Raw genomic sequence first — 14,682 nt, forward strand, 5'->3', positions numbered from 1 at the left:
CCGTGGCCCGCTAAGTTCACGTGCCGTGAGCCGAACCGCTGTCCCGGCGCGCCCGTCGAAGGGCAGCTCCGCCAAGCAGGCCATCGAGGAGCTGTCCCGGCCCGGGCCGTGCACCCCGCTGCGCGGCGACCTGGGCATGGTGGGCATCCCCGGCGTCGTCTTCGCGCCCGAGCAGGGCCTCGGCCTGCCCGCCGTGGTGTTCGGCCACGACTGGCTGCAGCCCGCCGAGCGCTACGCCGACCTGCTGCGCCACCTGGCCACCTGGGGATTCGTCACGGCCGCCCCGAACAACCACCGCGGGCCGTTCCCCAGCGCGCAGGGGTTCGCCGCCGACCTGCGCACCACCCTCGACGTGTGCGTCGGCGTGCGGCTCGGCGACGGCCGGATCAGCGTCGACTCGCGCCGCACCGCGCTCGCCGGCCACGGGATCGGCGCAGGCGCCGCCCTGCTCGCTGCGGCAGGCAAGCCGCGGCTGGGCGCGGTCGTCACCCTCACCCCGGTGCAGTCCCACCCTGGCGTCATCGAGGCCGCACGCACGCTCACCGTGCCGGTCCTGCACCTGACCGCGGGCCGCGACACGATCGCGCCGCCCGCCGGGCACGCCGACCAGCTCGCTGCCGCGGCCACCGGCCCGGTCGTGCAGCGGGTGCTGCCGAAGGCCCAGCACACCGGCTTCCTGCAGGGCCGGCACTGGACCGACCTGCTGCTGGCCGGGCGGCCGGACGGCAAGACCCGCAAGCTCACCCGCGCGCTGGTCACGGCGTTCCTGCTCAAGCACCTGTGCGGCGAGGACCGCGTCGACGTGCTCGTCGACGGGAAGGTGCCCGGCACCGAACTGATCGAGCGCGGGCACCGCTGACCGGGCTCAGCCGTCCGGTGCCGTGCTGTCTGGTTCCGTGCCGTCTGGTTCCGTGCTGTCCGGTGCCGTGCGGTTCGGCTCCGTGCCGGGCAGCCGCAGCCCGGTGCCGTCCGCGACCCGCTCGCCGGCGACGTCGGCGAGCCGGACACCCGGTTCGTCCGCAGGTCGGGCGCTGCTGAGCGCGGCCAGCCGGCCCAGCAGCACCGCCAGGCCCCCGATCGGGCCGAGCCCGGCGGCCGCCCGCTCCAGCCGGACGCCCAGTTCGGCCATCTCCTCGGCGGTGCGCAACACCGAGCGCTGCAGCAGCGTCAGCCGCTCCGCACGCTGCGCGCCCTCCGCGTCCGGCCAGTCGCGCGCCACACGACCGGCGAGCGCCCCGATCTCGTCGCCGACCTCGGTCAGCACCGCCCCGAGCCGGACGCACCAGGCGACGGCGTCTGTGGGTTCCGTCACGGCCCGAGCGCCCGCCGGATCCGGTCGGCCAGCTCGGCGTCGACCCCAGCCACCTCGGCCGCCGCGGCGAGCGCCGCGGCCGTGTCCTCGAGCTCGGCCACCGCGCGCCCGACGGCGGCGACCAGCCGGTCGACCTCAGCGGCGACGACGGGCACGACGTCGAGATCGCGCCCGCCGTCGACCGCGGCCGCGGCGGTGGCGGCGAGCGCGGCCGCCGTACGGGAGTGCGCCCGCAGCAGCTCGGGATCGCGGTGCAGGCCCACCATCGGACCATCGTGGCCGATCCCCCGCGGACTGCGGGCCGGAACGGGGGAAGTCGCTAGGTGACGCTGCCGACGACCTCGGCCAACCGCCGCGCGACGGCGTCGGCCTGCTCCTGGGTAGGGGCCTCCACCATCACGCGCACGACCTGCTCGGTGCCCGACGGACGCAGCAGCACCCGGCCGGTGCGGCCCAGCTCGGCCTCCGCGGCGGCGACGGCCTCGGTGACGGCGGGCGACGCGGCCACCGCGGCCTTGTCGGCCACCCGCACGTTGATCAGCACCTGCGGCAGTGCGGTGACGATCCCGGCCAGCTCGGACAGCGGCGCCTTCGTGGCCGCCATCCGGCACATCAGCTGCAGCGCGGTGAGCAGGCCGTCGCCGGTGGTGGCGTGCCGCGGCATCACGACGTGGCCGGACTGCTCGCCGCCGAGCGTGTAGCCGCCGGCGCGCAGCTCCTCCAGCACGTACCGGTCGCCGACACCGGTGGTGCGCACGGTGATCCCCGCGTCCTGCATCGCCAGGTGCAGGCCGAGGTTGCTCATCACGGTGGCGACGAGGGTGTTGTCGACCAGCTCTCCGGCCTCGCGCATCGCGACGGCCAGGATCGCCATGATGTGGTCGCCGTCGACCACCGCACCCGTCTCGTCGACGGCGAGGCAGCGGTCGGCGTCGCCGTCGTGGGCGATGCCCAGCGCGGCGCCGTGCTCGACGACGGCGCGCTGCAGCTTCTCGATGTGGGTCGAACCCACCCCGTCGTTGATGTTGAGCCCGTCCGGATCCGCGTGGATGGCCACGACCTCGGCGCCCGCTCGCCGGTACGCCTCGGGCGCGGCCCGCGACGCCGCCCCGTGCGCGCAGTCGACGACCACCGTCAACCCGGCCAGCGGCTCGGTCGTGGTCGCCAGAAGGTGCTTGACGTAGCGGTCCACCGCGGACGCGTCGTCGCGGACCCGGCCGATGTCCGCCCCCGTCGGGCGCGGCGCGTCGACCTTCATCCCGGCCTCGATCGCGTCCTCGACGGCGTCGGGCAGCTTGTGCCCACCTGCTGCGAAGAGCTTGATGCCGTTGTCCGGCATCGGGTTGTGCGAGGCGGAGATCATCACGCCCAGGTCGGCGCCCAGCGCCTCCACCAGGTACGCGACGGCCGGGGTGGGCAGCACCCCGAGCCGGACGGCGTCGGCACCGGCAGAGGTGAGTCCGGCGACGACCGCCGCCTCCAGCATCTCGCCGCTGGCCCGCGGATCACGGCCGACGACCGCGACGGTCCGGTGGGACCGGTCACTCTCGGCGAGCACGCGAGCAGCGGACGCGGAAACCGCAACGGCGAGCTCCGGGGTGAGGAGCTCGCCGTTGGCGAGGCCGCGAACGCCGTCCGTGCCGAAGAGTCGAGACACGTTCGGCGCCGGTCTCAGCGCTTGCTGTACTGAGGCGCCTTGCGGGCCTTCTTGAGGCCGTACTTCTTGCGCTCGATGACCCGCGGGTCACGGGTGAGGAAGCCGGCACGCTTGAGCGGCGGCCGGTCCTCGGGGTCAGCCTCCACCAGCGCGCGGGCGATGGCCAGGCGCAGCGCACCCGCCTGGCCGGAGATGCCGCCGCCGCGCAGGTTGGCGAAGATGTCGTACCGGTCGGTCTTCTCGACCGTGACCAGCGGCTCCCGGATCATCTGCTGGTGCAGCTTGCTCGGGAAGTACTCCTCGAGCGACTTGCCGTTGAGCGTGAAGTTGCCCGAACCCGGCAGCAGCCGCACGCGCACGACCGCCTCCTTGCGCCGACCCACGGTCTGGATCGGGCGCTCGGCGTACACCGCCTGCTCCGCGGGAGCGGCGATGTCGACGGCGACCTCCTCGACGCCCTCGGCGTACTGGTCGGCGTACTCCTCGACGACGCCTGCCTCGGGGTCGTACGTGCCCTCGGCGGGGTTCTCGGGGCTGCTCACGGCGTTCAGGTCCTCTTCGGGGTTCTCAGGGCTGCTCACTGCGCCACCTGCGTGATCTCCCAGGGGGTGGGCTGCTGGGCGGCGTGGGGGTGCTCCGGGCCTGCGTAGACCTTGAGCTTCTTCGCCTGGGCCCGGCCGAGGCGGTTCTTCGGGAGCATGCCCTTGATCGCCTTCTCGACCAGCCGGTCCGGGTGCTTCTCGAGCATCTCGCCGACGGTGCGCTTGCGGAGGCCGCCCGGGTAGCCGGAGTGGCGGTAGACGAACTTCTCGTCCCGCTTGTTGCCCGACACCGCGACCTTCTCGGCGTTGACGATGATGACGAAGTCGCCGGTGTCGATGTGGGGGGCGAACGTCGGCTTGTGCTTGCCCCGCAGCAGGGTGGCAGCCTGGGAGGCCAGCCGGCCGAGCACGACGTCGGTGGCGTCGATGACGTGCCACGCGCGCGTGATCTCGGTGGGCTTGGGGCTGTACGTGGACACGGACCTACCTCTGTGCTTCTCGGCTGTGGTGCGCAGGTGCGGGTCCCGCGAGGCGCAGCGGAAGTCCCGCCGCGAGCGCCCACGCGCCGCACATCGAAGGTCAAGGGTACTCGGCGGTTCGGCGGGGTGCGTAACCACCCCCCGGCCGGGCCGCGAGCCTCATGCGCGGAACGTCTGGCTGACCCGGCTCTCCACCGCCTGGTAGCGCTCCAGGGCGACGAGCGGGAGCTTCGCCATGTGCGCGAGGACCGCCTGCTGGTCTGCCTGCGCAGTGTTCCAGATCCGCTGCTTCTCCTGGTAGGCCTCCGCCGCGGCGCCGGTCCACGCGGCGACCAGCGGGGCGAGGAAGGTCTGCAGGTCGGCGAGCTGAGCGTCGATCGCCTCGGCGGTGCGGCGGATGTCGGCGCTCGCGGCGGCGAGCCCGGCGTAGTCGACCTTGATGGTGCTCACGGCTCAGAGTCCCTTCAGCGCAGCGGTGATCCCGGTGGTGGTCTGCTCGGCCGACTGCACGACGGCGCGGTGCTGCTCCTGCTCGGTCGTGTCGTACGCCACTCCGGAGGTGCGCAGCTGATCGGCGATCCCGCCGAGGGCACCGGCGAGCAGGCGCGAATCCTGGTCGCAGCGGGCCATCGCGGCGACGAACGCCGCCCCGGCCGCGCCCTGCCACAACTCCGGCAGCGCCTCCAGTCGGCTGCGCAGCGCGGCGAGCTGCGCCTCGATGTCGGACCGCACGCCGGCCACGTGCTGGGCCGCCCGTGCCATGACGTCGGTCTGGGTGCCCAGACCGGCTCCTGGTTGCGTCATGCCTGCCTCCCCGGGTCGTCGTCGGACCTCGCCGAGGCTCGCAGCCGCCGGTGCGGCGCGGGGCGGTTCCGGGCGAGTCGTGTGCAGGTGCGAACGATCTGCCGCGTTCCGGCCCGCGATCGCCCGCGCTCAGGTACGGTGCAGCGTCCCGACGACGGTCGCACAGGCCGCCGCCACCGCCGCGGCGCCCGCCCGGGTGCGCTGGCAGCCCACCGACAGCTGGGTGTCCCGCTCGAACAGCACGTACCAGTCGACGACGAGCCCGTCGGGCCCGTCCTGGCGGTAGTGGGTGACCGCGCGACCGGCGTACGTCGCCCCGGGGTCGTAACCGGAGAGGCGGCTCCCGCCGGCCTCGTACACGGCGCGCAGCTCCCGCGCCGCCCGCTCGGGCTCGGCGGTGGCGTCGTAGCCGAGCGGGGAGGCCTCGATCGCGATCAGATCGCTGCCCTGCGGGGCGGTGCGCGGGGCGAGCAGGGTCCGCCGCCGCTCGGGACGGCCGCCGGTGTGCGCCCAGCCGTCCGGCAGCGCGGCCGCGTACCCGTACTGGACGATCCCGGGCGGCGCGATCGCGAGCGGCACGGTGGCCGGCGGGCTCGGCAGGACCTGCCCGATCCCCAGCAGCCCGGCGGCGGCGAGTGCGGCCGCCCCGGCCCGGACGCGGCGGCGGGCGGGCGGCGGCGCGGGCGGGAGCCAGCGCGGCGACTCGGGTTCCTCCTCGGGCGCCGGGAGCGGGGGCAGGCGCAGTGCACCGAGCACCGCGGCCACCTCCGGCCGGAGCGGCACCCGCGCACCGGCGATCCCGGCCGCGTCCACCGCTTCGGCCAGCTCCGGGATACGCGCCAGGCCGCCGACCAGCAGCACCGACCCGGCCACGCCGGCGCGGTCGAGCGCCGCCCGCAGCGCCGCGACGGGGCCGGCCAGCACCTCGGCGAGCGCCGGGACGACGCCCGCGTCCCGGGCCCGCAGAGACAGCCGTTCCCGCACCTCCGCGGGCACGCCGAGCCGCGCGTCGAGCGCCGCGCCACCGCCCGGAACGCGCACGGTGCCGGAGCCGAGCACGGTGATCTCCACCCCGGTGCGGCCCGCGTCGAGGACGGCGACGGCGTCCGTCCCGGCCGCGGCGGCCACCGGGGCCGGGACCGCCCGCACGGAGCGCGCCAGCGGTGCCGCCGCGGCGACCGTGGCCGCCACCGTCGCCGGGTCCGCCGTCGCCGGGTGCACGAGCAGCAGCTCGGCGGGCTGCCGCCCGCCCCAGCGCCGGACCACCTCGGCGAGGTCGCCCGCACCCGGCGGCAGCTGCGCGACCACCTGCGGGCCCGCCCGCCCGGCCACCGCGATCCGCACGACCGCCGCACCCGGCTGCACGGCCACTCGCAGGTGCGGGTCAGGCATGGCCGGGCGGCACCCAGGCGAGCTGGATCCGGCGGGCCCCGCGGCGGCGGTCGACGAGCGTGCCGCGGCCGGGCGGTTCCGCGGCCGGGCGCACGCCCTCCACGAGCGCGCCCTCGTCGCGGCTGCCGTTCATCACCAGCCCGGGCGCACCCAGCTCGCGCAGCCGTCCGAGCACCGGGTCGTACAGCGCCCGCCCGGCGCCGCCGGAGCGCCGGGTCAGCACGACGTGCAGCCCGACGTCCTTGGCCAGCGGCAGGAACTCCACCAGCGGGAACAGCGGGTGCGTCGTCGTGCCGGACGGGGCGACGAGGTCGTAGTCGTCGACGAGCACGTAGACCTCGGGGCCGGACCACCAGGACCGCTCCCGCAGCTCGCGCGCGCTCACCTCGGGCCCGGGCAGCCGGGCCCGCAGCGCGGCGGCGACCTCCTCCGCGGCCGCGGCGGTCGCCGCGGGGGTGCTCGTGCAGCCGATGAGGTGGCTCTCCGGGAGCTCCCCGTGCAGGGTGCGGCGGTGGTCGACGAGCACGATCCGCGCCTCCTCCGGCGGGTGCTGCTCGACGATGCCCCGCGCGAGCACGCGCAGCAGCGTCGTCTTGCCGCTCTCCGCGTCGGCGAAGGCGACGAGGTGCGGTTCGGCGGTGAAGTCCAGCTGGACGAGCGCCAGCGCCTCCTCGTCCACCCCGATCGGCAGACCCCGCGCGGCGGGCTCGGCGGGCGACGGCAGGTCGGCGAGCGCGATCCGGCGGGGCAGCAGCCGCACCGGCGCCACTCGGTGCGGGCCGGCGGCCGCGGTGATCGCGGCGACCAGAGCGGCGGTGTCCCCGCCGGCGCGGCGCGGTGCGGCGATCACCGCGGCCGCCCCGTCCGGCGCGAGCCCGTGCCCGCCGCGGGGCGGCACCGCGCCCGCCGCGCGCCGGTCCACCTCGCTCTCCGCCGGTTCGCCGAGGCGCAGCTCGATCCGCCCGGTGACCTGGTCCTTCACCGCGGGCCGCAGCTCCGCCCAGCGGCCGGCCGTCAGCACGACGTGCACGCCGTAGGACAGGCCCCGCGCGACCAGCGGCAGCAGCCGCGCCTCCACGTCGTCGAAGTCGTTGCGCAGGGTCTGGTAGCCGTCGACGACGAGCAGCAGGTCGGTGGCGGGCTCGTCGGGGAACGCGCCGGCGGCGCGGCGGACCCGGAACTCCTCGACGGAGGTGAGGCCGGCGTCGCGGAACAGCCGCTCGCGGCGGGCCACGGTGCCGGCGACCTCGGCGACGATCCGGCGCACCAGGTCCGGGTCCTGCCGACCGGCGATCGTGCCGACGTGCGGGAGACCGGCGATCCCGGTGAGCACCGCACCGCCGAAGGCCACGACGTGCGCGCCGAGCTCGTCCGGGCGGTGCGCGGCCGCGAGGGCGAGCAGCAGCGTGGCCACGGCGGTGGACTTGCCCGCCTGCGGCCCGCCCACGATCGCGACGTGCCCGGCGGCGCCCGCCAGGTCGATCACCCAGGGATCGCGCCGCTGCTGCTGCGGGCGGTCGATCACGCCGATCGCGGCCCGCAGCGGCCCCGGCGGCGGGCCGCCCAGCTCGTCGAGCGCGGGCGGATCGGCCAGCGGCGGCAGCCACACCCGGTGCGCGGGCGGGCCGTCCCCGGCTAGTGCGGCGACGACCGCGTCGAACACCGACGGTGCCATCGGGTCGTCCTCGGACGGGGTGGCGGGCGGCTCGAGCAGCGGGACGGGCGCGGGCCCGAACCGGTGCGCGCGCCGCGGCGCCACCGGTCCGGGTTGCGGCGCGGTGGTGCTGCCCGGCCCGGACGCGTACGCCGCCCGGAACCGGATCAGCTCGTCGGTGCCGGTCGACAGGAAGGCCGAGCCCGGCGCGGCGGGCAGCTGGTGCGCGTCGGGCACCCCGAGCACGGCCCGCGACTCGGCGGCGGAGAACGTGCGCAGCGCGATCCGGTACGACAGGTGCGACTCCAGCCCGCGTAGCCTGCCCTCGTCGAGCCGTTGGGAGGCGAGCAGCAGGTGCAGGCCGAGCGAGCGGCCGAGCCTGCCGATCGTCACCATGAGCTCGATCAGCTCGGGCCGCTGCGCCAGCAGCTCGGAGAACTCGTCGACCACGACGAAGAGCGCGGGCAGCGGCGGCAGATCGGCTCCGCCGCGGCGGACCGCTGCGTACTCGGTGACGTCCGCCAGGTTGCCCGCAGCGCGCAGCAGCTCCTGGCGGCGCGTGACCTCGCCGGCCAGCGCGTCGGCCATGCGGTCGACGAGGGTCAGTTCGTCGGCCAGGTTGGTGATCACCGCGGCGGTGTGCGCGAGCCCGGCCATGCCGAGGAACGTGGCCCCGCCCTTGAAGTCGACGAGCACCAGGTTGAGCTCGGTGGGCGGATGCGTGGCCACCAGGCCGAGCACCAGCGTGCGCAGCAGCTCGCTCTTGCCGGACCCGGTCGCGCCGATGCACAGCCCGTGCGGGCCGCTGCCGCCCTGCGCGGACTCCTTCAGGTCGAGCGCCACCGCGCCGCCGTGCTCGTCGACGCCGAGCGGCACCCGCAGCCGGTCGGTGGGCTCGCGCGCCCAACGGGTGCGCAACCGGTCGATCCCGGCGGGCGTGATCTCGTGCGGACTCAGGCCGAGCAGTGCGGGCAGCCCGTCCGGGCGCGACCGCGTCCCCGGCTCGCCGTCGTCCGCGGCGCCGACCCGGTAGCGGGCCAGCCGGCGCGCCAGCGCGGTGGCCTCGGCGACCGAGAGCGCATCCGGCCGGCCGACCGGCGCGGCGCCCTCGTCCTCGCCGGTGCCGGCACGCTCCAGGGTGCCCGGCCCGACCCGCAGCCGGACCACGGTCGGCCCCGCACGGCGGCCGGGTGGGGCGCCCACGCGCAGCACGGTGACCCCGGCGACGCCCGCCCACGGCCCGAGCCCCTCCGCCACCCCGTCGACGACGAGCAGCAGGTGCGGATCGCCCGCCCCCGGGCCGGGCGGGCGGCCGGTCAGCTCGGTGAGCCACCAGCGGCGCACCTCGTCGGTGCTGCCGGTGATCATCCGCAGCGGGCCGATCGCGTCGCGGCGGCGCCGGTGCTCGACGTGCGGCAGCCACTTCGTCCACTCCCACTCCGGCAGCGCCCGCGGGCCGGCGACGACGGCCAGCAGCGCCTCGTCCGGCCCGTGCCACAGCGCGTACTGGGCGACGACCGCGCGGGCCAGCGCGCGAGCGGGCACCAGATCGGTGCGTTCGGACTCCAGCCACACGGTGGAGCTGGCGCGCAGTGACAGCGCCACCGGGAGATCGGGCACCACCGAGTGGGCGCGCAGGAACCGGCGCAGCGCCGCCGTCGCGATCGGCTCGATCCGCTCGGGCGGACCGGCCTGCGGGGCGATCAGGCGGGTGGCCAGCCGCTGCACCCCGCAACCGATCCGCACGTTCCCGAAGTCGTCGTCAGCGAGGCGGCGCTCCCACAGCCGCCCCGCGGCCAGCACCTCGGGCCACGCCGCCGGATCCGGGTGGACGGCCTCCGCGGCGGCGCGCTGCTGGGCCGTGACCGTGCGCACCTCGGCGCGTGTCTCAGCGAGTCCGCGCAGGTAGTCGCGGCGCTCCTCGTCGATGCGGGCGGTGCGCGCGCTGCCGGTGGTGCTGCCGGTGCCCGCGACGAGCATGCCCACGGTGGACAGCGCGAACATCGCGCCGAACATCCAGTTGACCGGGTTGCGGGGGGCGATCACGACGAACCCGACCGCGCCGAGCAGCATGACCAGCGGCATCAGCCGCTGCAGCAGCCCGGGCGGGACCAGCCGTTCCGGCTCCGGCGGCGCCATCAGCTCGATCTCGCCCGAGGGTGGGCGCGGCCGCGTCCGCGCCGGCCTGCGCAGCTGCAGCGTCGCCACCGGTTCGCGCCTTCCGAGCTGGAGCCGCGCCGAGCGGGGCCCGTTCCGACGAGTTCCGCCGAACGGCCCCACGGGTTCATCCGGCCCTGCGATGCTAGGCAGCACCCCGGACGTTCCGGGGCCGTTCGGGAAATCCGACCGATGGTGGAACCGGGGTGGGCGGTGGCCGGGAGTCGTGCGTTCTGCCGGCTGACCGTGCTGGCCCCGCGCACGAGCGTGGACGTCGCGCTGCCGGCGGACGTCCCGGTGGCCGAGCTGGTCCCGATGCTGCTAGAGCTGGTCGGTGAGCCGCGGAGCGGCGGTCGGCGCCCGGTGCCGTGGCGGCTGTCGGGCGCGGGCGGCGGCGTGCTGCCCACCGGCGCCACGCTGGACGAGCTGGCCGTGCCCGACGGGGAGCTGCTGCGGCTCGCCCCCGCCGGCACCGCGCCACCGCCGCCCGTGTTCGACGACCCGGTCGACGCGATCGCCGCCACCGCGGACGAGGCCCCTCCGCTCGCCGGGCCGGCGGGCTCCGCGGCCCTGCTCGGGGTCGCGGTCGTAGGCGGGGGCGCGTGCGCGGCGGCCGGCCCGGGTGCGGCCGGCTCGGCCGTCGTCGCGGCGCTCTCCGCCGCCGGCGCGCTGGGGGCGGCGCACGTGCTCGCCCGGCGGCCCGAACCGGGACCGGCCGCTGCCGGCACCGCGGCCCTGATCGCCGTCCCGTTCGCGGCGGCGGCCGGCTGGACCGCGCTGCCGGACCCGGCGGGCGGGCTGCTGCTCGCGGTGGCCGCGGCCGGGGTGGCCGCCACGATCGCCCAGGCCGTCGTGCGGGTGGTGGCGCCGGCGCTGATCGCGGTGGTGGTCGCGGCGGTCCTGACCGGCGTCGCCCTGATCGGGATGCGGCTGGGCCTGCCCGCCGGCGCGGCGGCGGCCGCCGGATCCGCGGCGGCGCTCGTGCTCGCGCCGGTGCTGCCGCGCACAGCGGTGCGGCTCGCCGGGCTGCCCCGGCCGGCTGGACCGGGCGATCCCGAACCGGCGGAGCTGCCGCCGGACGAGCTGGCCGAGCGGGCCGCGCTGGCCCGCGGCTACCTGGGCGGGCTCACCGCGGGCTGCGCGGCGGTCACCGCGGCGGGAGCGGCGATCGTCGGCGTCCTCGACCACCGGTGGGGGCTCGCGTACGCGGGGGTGGCGGTCGCCTCGCTGGCGCTGCGGTCCCGCTGCTACGCCGACCACGTTCCGGCGCGGGCGGCGCTGTGGGCCGCGCTCGCCGGAGCCGGTGGGCTCGCGGTGATCGTCGGCTCGACCGTCCTCGCCCCGGTGGCCGGGCTGGTGCTCGCCGGTGTCTGCGCGGGCGGGCTGCTCGTGACCGGGCGGGCCGCCGCCCCGCCGGGACCCGTCACCCGCCGGGTCGTCGACCTGGTCGAGGGGGCGCTCGTCGTGGCCGCCGTCCCGCTGGCGCTGGGCGTCATGGACGTCTACCGGATCGTGCGCGGCCTGTGAGCGCCCGCAGCGGGATCAGCGCGGCCGCCCTCGTGGTGTGCCTCCTGGCGCTCGCCGCCCCGCCTGCGGTGGCGGCCGAGGACCGGCCGCCGGTGCCGCCGCCCGTGCGGTCGGCACCGCCGTCGGGTGCCCGACCCACGCCCGAGACCGCTCAGCTGGGCCCCGTGGTGTGCGGGGCCCCGGAACCGGCCGGCGCCGAACTCCTGCGGTCCGAGGCGGCCCGGATGCGGCTCGCCGAGCTGCACCGCATCGCCACCGGACGCGGGCAGCGCGTCGCCGTGATCGACACCGGGGTGGCACCCCACGCCGGCCTCGCCGGCCGGCTGATCGGCGGCGGCGACTACCTCGCGGGCGGCGACGGGCTGCAGGACTGCGACGGCCACGGCACCGCGGTCGCCGGCATCATCGCGGCGAAACCGCCGCCGGGGACCACCGGGATGGTCGGTGTCGCCCCGGACGCCGAAGTGCTGTCCGTCCGCCAGACCAGCGACGCCGTGACGATCACCGACGCCCTCGGCGCCGAGGTCTCCCCCGGCACCACGACCACCCTGGCCAAGGCCATCGTCCTGGCCGTCGACCAGGGCGCGACCGTGATCAACATGAGCGAGGCGGCGTGCGTGCCCGCCGAACGGGCCGGCGCGGTCGGCGAGCTGGTCCACGCGGCGCTCGACTACGCCGTCGCCCGCGACGTCGTCGTCGTGGCGGCGATGGGCAACGCGGCCGGCCGGGCGTGCACCGGCGAAGGACTGGTGTCGATGCCCGCGTGGTTCGACGACGAGGTGCTGGCGGTCGGCGCGGTCGACGCGTTCGACGCGCCGGCGGGGTTCAGCTTCCGCGCGCCGTACGTGGACGTCGCCGCACCGGGGACGGAGCTGTACTCGCTCTCCCCGAGCGGGGGCTACACGGCTTCACCGGTCAACGGGACCAGTTTCGCTGCGCCGTGGGTCGCGGGGCTGGCTGCGGTGTTGCGGGAGCGGTATCCGCAGCTCTCCGCTCGGCAGGTGACGGAGCGGATCGTGGTCACGGCGCGACGAGCGCCGCACGGGCGGGACCAGGCCGTGGGGTTCGGGGTCGTCGACCCGCTGGCAGCGGTCACGGCGGAGCCGTTCTCCGGGGAGGAATCCGTGGCGACCCTGGCGGGGACCGGCGACGAGGTTACGGCGCCGGCGGGCGCGGTGCCGGTCGATCTGCTCGGGATCGGGGTGCTCGTCGTTGTCGTGGGGGTGGCCGGGGTGGTGGGGGCGCGGCGGTGACGGGGCCGCGGCGCGCGAGTGCGGATCTCACGACGGCGAGTTGGGGTTTTCCATGGCGGTTTACCATGGCGGCGAGTTGTCCCTCTCAGAGCGGCGAGTTGCCCTTCTGGGGAGCGCGAGTTGCCCCGTTGAGGTGCGCGAGTTGCCCCCCGTCGCACTGCTCGCCAACGGCGAAAGCCAGAAAACCATCCGGCGCCTCATCACCACAGACGGCGCCACCATCGACGGCGAAACCCGCAGCCACGGATTCCACGGCCCCCTCGCCACCACCATCACAGCCCCCGACGACGGCCACTGCACCGCCCCCTACCGCGACACCCCGATCCACCACATCGATCACCGCGTCCGCCACAGCGACGACGGACCGACCGACCTCGGCAACGGATACTGCGCGCTGCACGACTAGGCCAAGGAGATCGGGGTCAGCCGGCGACCACCTCGCAAGCTGAGGCGGCGAAGTCGCGCCCCATGAACCTGTTCATCCGGGCTGCGGCACGTCCACGAGGGTGACGGCGTCGGGCCGGCTGAGGGTCGGACCGCCGGGTAGGAGGCGGAGGAGCCGCTCCGGCGCGGGGTGGGTGTCTTGCACGCCCAGGGCTGCGGCGGTGGGTTGGTCGGCGACGCCGTGGGTGACGCCGCTGGCGGAGACGAGCCAGATCGGGCCGTCGGTGCCGAGGCGGTCAGGAGCGGTGCCGCGGACGGCGCCGCCTGCGCCGACGACGGCGGCGTCGATCGCGGGGCCGGGGCCGTCGGACTGGGCGAGGGTGACGGCGACGGCGGTGCCGGTCGGCATGGGCAGGGTGGTTGTCGTGCGGGCGGTGCCGACGGGGCGGTCGGGGTGCCAGGTCCAGCAGGTGACGGGGAGATCGGTCGGGCTGGGGAAGCGGAACGGGCGGCTCGGCCACTGGTCGACGGGCAGGCGGTGGACGGAGCCTGCTGCGCCGATGGCGGCGAGCGTCGTCTCCCGCGCTGGGGCGCCGTCGAGGAGGAGGGTGGCGATGCCGAGGGGGATCTCCTGCACGCCGTCGGTGAAGGTGACGAGGTAGCGGTCCTGGCCGTCGGCGGTGTGCGTGACGAGGACGTCGCCGACGGCGGCGTCCAAGCCGGACGGCCCTGGTCGGCCGCGGCCGGGGACGGGTGGCACGCGGTAAGGGGCGCCCTCCGGGATCGCGTCGACGAGGGCAGCGGAGGCCTGGCGCGCTCGCGAGCGGTCGAGGGTGGCGAGGACGCGGGCGTCGGTGGAGTCGATCTGGTGGCGGCGGCCGTCGGCGACCAACCACAGGCGGCCGCCGGGATCGCGGAGCAGGCCGGCGTCGTCGACGGGACCGGGGGCGGGTGGCTGCGGGAGCGGGCCGGCGAGGACGGTGGTCGCGACGAGGCGGCCGTCCAGGTCGACGGCGTCGCAGAGGGCCCAGCGCGGCTCGATCGAGACGTCGGGGCGGGTGGCGAGGGCGCCCGGGACGTTCGCGGCGGCGGTGCGCGGCGCGTCGGCGATGCCGTCGTCCGGCACGACGACCGGTTCCGCGGTGGCCGGATCGGTCGGGGCGGCACCGCTGCGAGCGAGGGCGGCGATGACGAGCCGGGCCGCGAGCAGATCGGTGACCGGGACGAGGCGATCGGGATCGCGGGCGACCACGTACATCGCGCCGGACTGCTGACCGACCACGACGGCCGAGCGCTGCCACAGCGGCTTCGGGCTGATCAGGGCGACGAGCAAGCAGGCGGCGACGGCGAGCGCACCGAGGGCGACGCTGCCGCCCGCGGCGCGGCGCTGGCTGCGGACCTGCTCGTGCAGCGGAACGGGATCGCCGCGGACGAGGGCGGCCTCGAGGCGGCGCATGCCGTAGCGGTAGCCGTCGACCTGGTCCCGAGTGGCGGGGAGACTCGCACGGGACACAGGGGAGA

14 protein-coding genes are annotated in these 14,682 nt (G+C 76.6%); 4 read left to right on the top strand and 10 right to left on the bottom strand.

Going from position 1 to position 14,682, the window contains the following annotated elements; all coding sequences use genetic code 11:
• Positions 1–25: 25 nt before the first annotated feature.
• Positions 26–859, top strand: coding sequence for a dienelactone hydrolase family protein (locus BUE41_RS19920; protein ID WP_073458675.1), 834 nt, complete (start codon positions 26–28; stop codon positions 857–859).
• Between the two features lie 6 nt (positions 860–865).
• Here the strand turns inward: BUE41_RS19920 and BUE41_RS19925 are convergent, their stop codons facing one another.
• The 9 genes from BUE41_RS19925 to eccCa form a co-directional block, all read right to left on the bottom strand.
• Positions 866–1,312 carry a hypothetical protein gene (locus tag BUE41_RS19925; protein WP_073458676.1) on the bottom strand — a complete coding sequence of 149 codons (447 nt, stop codon included), beginning with the start codon at positions 1,310–1,312 and terminating at the stop codon, positions 866–868.
• Positions 1,309–1,578: a hypothetical protein gene (locus BUE41_RS19930; RefSeq protein WP_073458677.1), complete on the bottom strand. Its 270-nt coding sequence runs from the start codon at positions 1,576–1,578 to the stop codon at positions 1,309–1,311. Before BUE41_RS19930 ends, BUE41_RS19925 begins: the two co-directional genes overlap by 4 nt.
• Before the next feature lie 53 nt (positions 1,579–1,631).
• Complete coding sequence (gene glmM / locus BUE41_RS19935) at positions 1,632–2,969, bottom strand: phosphoglucosamine mutase (protein ID WP_073458678.1); 1,338 nt, start codon at positions 2,967–2,969, stop codon at positions 1,632–1,634.
• 14 nt (positions 2,970–2,983) lie between these two features.
• Entirely contained in the window at positions 2,984–3,403 is a 420-nt protein-coding gene (rpsI, locus tag BUE41_RS19940; protein ID WP_425595332.1) for a 30S ribosomal protein S9, read from the bottom strand.
• 143 nt (positions 3,404–3,546) lie between these two features.
• On the bottom strand, positions 3,547–3,990 hold the full coding sequence (rplM, locus tag BUE41_RS19945; protein WP_073458679.1) for a 50S ribosomal protein L13: 444 nt from the start codon (positions 3,988–3,990) through the stop codon (positions 3,547–3,549).
• Between the two features lie 159 nt (positions 3,991–4,149).
• Entirely contained in the window at positions 4,150–4,440 is a 291-nt protein-coding gene (locus BUE41_RS19950) for a WXG100 family type VII secretion target (RefSeq protein WP_073458680.1), read from the bottom strand.
• A 3-nt stretch (positions 4,441–4,443) separates the two neighbouring features.
• Positions 4,444–4,794, bottom strand: coding sequence for a WXG100 family type VII secretion target (locus tag BUE41_RS19955; RefSeq protein WP_073458681.1), 351 nt, complete (start codon positions 4,792–4,794; stop codon positions 4,444–4,446).
• Positions 4,795–4,923: 129 nt separating this feature from the next.
• The gene (locus BUE41_RS19960) at positions 4,924–6,186 is read right to left on the bottom strand and encodes a type VII secretion-associated protein (RefSeq protein WP_073458682.1); all 1,263 of its coding nucleotides are present in this window, start codon (positions 6,184–6,186) and stop codon (positions 4,924–4,926) included.
• The gene (gene eccCa, locus BUE41_RS19965; protein ID WP_073458683.1) at positions 6,179–10,048 is read right to left on the bottom strand and encodes a type VII secretion protein EccCa; all 3,870 of its coding nucleotides are present in this window, start codon (positions 10,046–10,048) and stop codon (positions 6,179–6,181) included. Before eccCa ends, BUE41_RS19960 begins: the two co-directional genes overlap by 8 nt.
• Before the next feature lie 141 nt (positions 10,049–10,189).
• Here eccCa and eccD point away from each other — a divergent pair, with 141 nt between their 5' ends.
• From eccD to BUE41_RS30875, 3 genes are all read left to right on the top strand, one after another.
• The gene (gene eccD / locus BUE41_RS19970) at positions 10,190–11,524 is read left to right on the top strand and encodes a type VII secretion integral membrane protein EccD (RefSeq protein WP_073458684.1); all 1,335 of its coding nucleotides are present in this window, start codon (positions 10,190–10,192) and stop codon (positions 11,522–11,524) included.
• Positions 11,521–12,777 carry a type VII secretion-associated serine protease mycosin gene (gene mycP / locus BUE41_RS19975; RefSeq protein WP_073458685.1) on the top strand — a complete coding sequence of 419 codons (1,257 nt, stop codon included), beginning with the start codon at positions 11,521–11,523 and terminating at the stop codon, positions 12,775–12,777. Before eccD ends, mycP begins: the two co-directional genes overlap by 4 nt.
• 142 nt (positions 12,778–12,919) lie before the next feature.
• The gene (locus tag BUE41_RS30875; RefSeq protein ID WP_159444938.1) at positions 12,920–13,183 is read left to right on the top strand and encodes a hypothetical protein; all 264 of its coding nucleotides are present in this window, start codon (positions 12,920–12,922) and stop codon (positions 13,181–13,183) included.
• Between the two features lie 72 nt (positions 13,184–13,255).
• Here BUE41_RS30875 and eccB read toward each other — a convergent pair whose 3' ends face one another.
• Positions 13,256–14,674 carry a type VII secretion protein EccB gene (gene eccB / locus BUE41_RS19985; RefSeq protein ID WP_073458687.1) on the bottom strand — a complete coding sequence of 473 codons (1,419 nt, stop codon included), beginning with the start codon at positions 14,672–14,674 and terminating at the stop codon, positions 13,256–13,258.
• Positions 14,675–14,682 lie beyond the last annotated feature (8 nt).

It is taken from the genome of Pseudonocardia thermophila, assembly GCF_900142365.1.
Taxonomy (GTDB): domain Bacteria; phylum Actinomycetota; class Actinomycetes; order Mycobacteriales; family Pseudonocardiaceae; genus Pseudonocardia; species Pseudonocardia thermophila.

What these genes read in the sequence shown, in the direction of transcription:
- BUE41_RS19930 (WP_073458677.1), bottom strand. Translation starts at nt 1,578, where the DNA reads ATGGTGGGCCTGCACCGCGATCCCGAGCTGCTGCGGGCGCACTCCCGT.
- BUE41_RS19955 (WP_073458681.1), bottom strand. Translation starts at nt 4,794, where the DNA reads ATGACGCAACCAGGAGCCGGTCTGGGCACCCAGACCGACGTCATGGCA.
- BUE41_RS19960 (WP_073458682.1), bottom strand. Translation starts at nt 6,186, where the DNA reads ATGCCTGACCCGCACCTGCGAGTGGCCGTGCAGCCGGGTGCGGCGGTC.
- eccD (WP_073458684.1), top strand. Translation starts at nt 10,190, where the DNA reads ATGGTGGAACCGGGGTGGGCGGTGGCCGGGAGTCGTGCGTTCTGCCGG.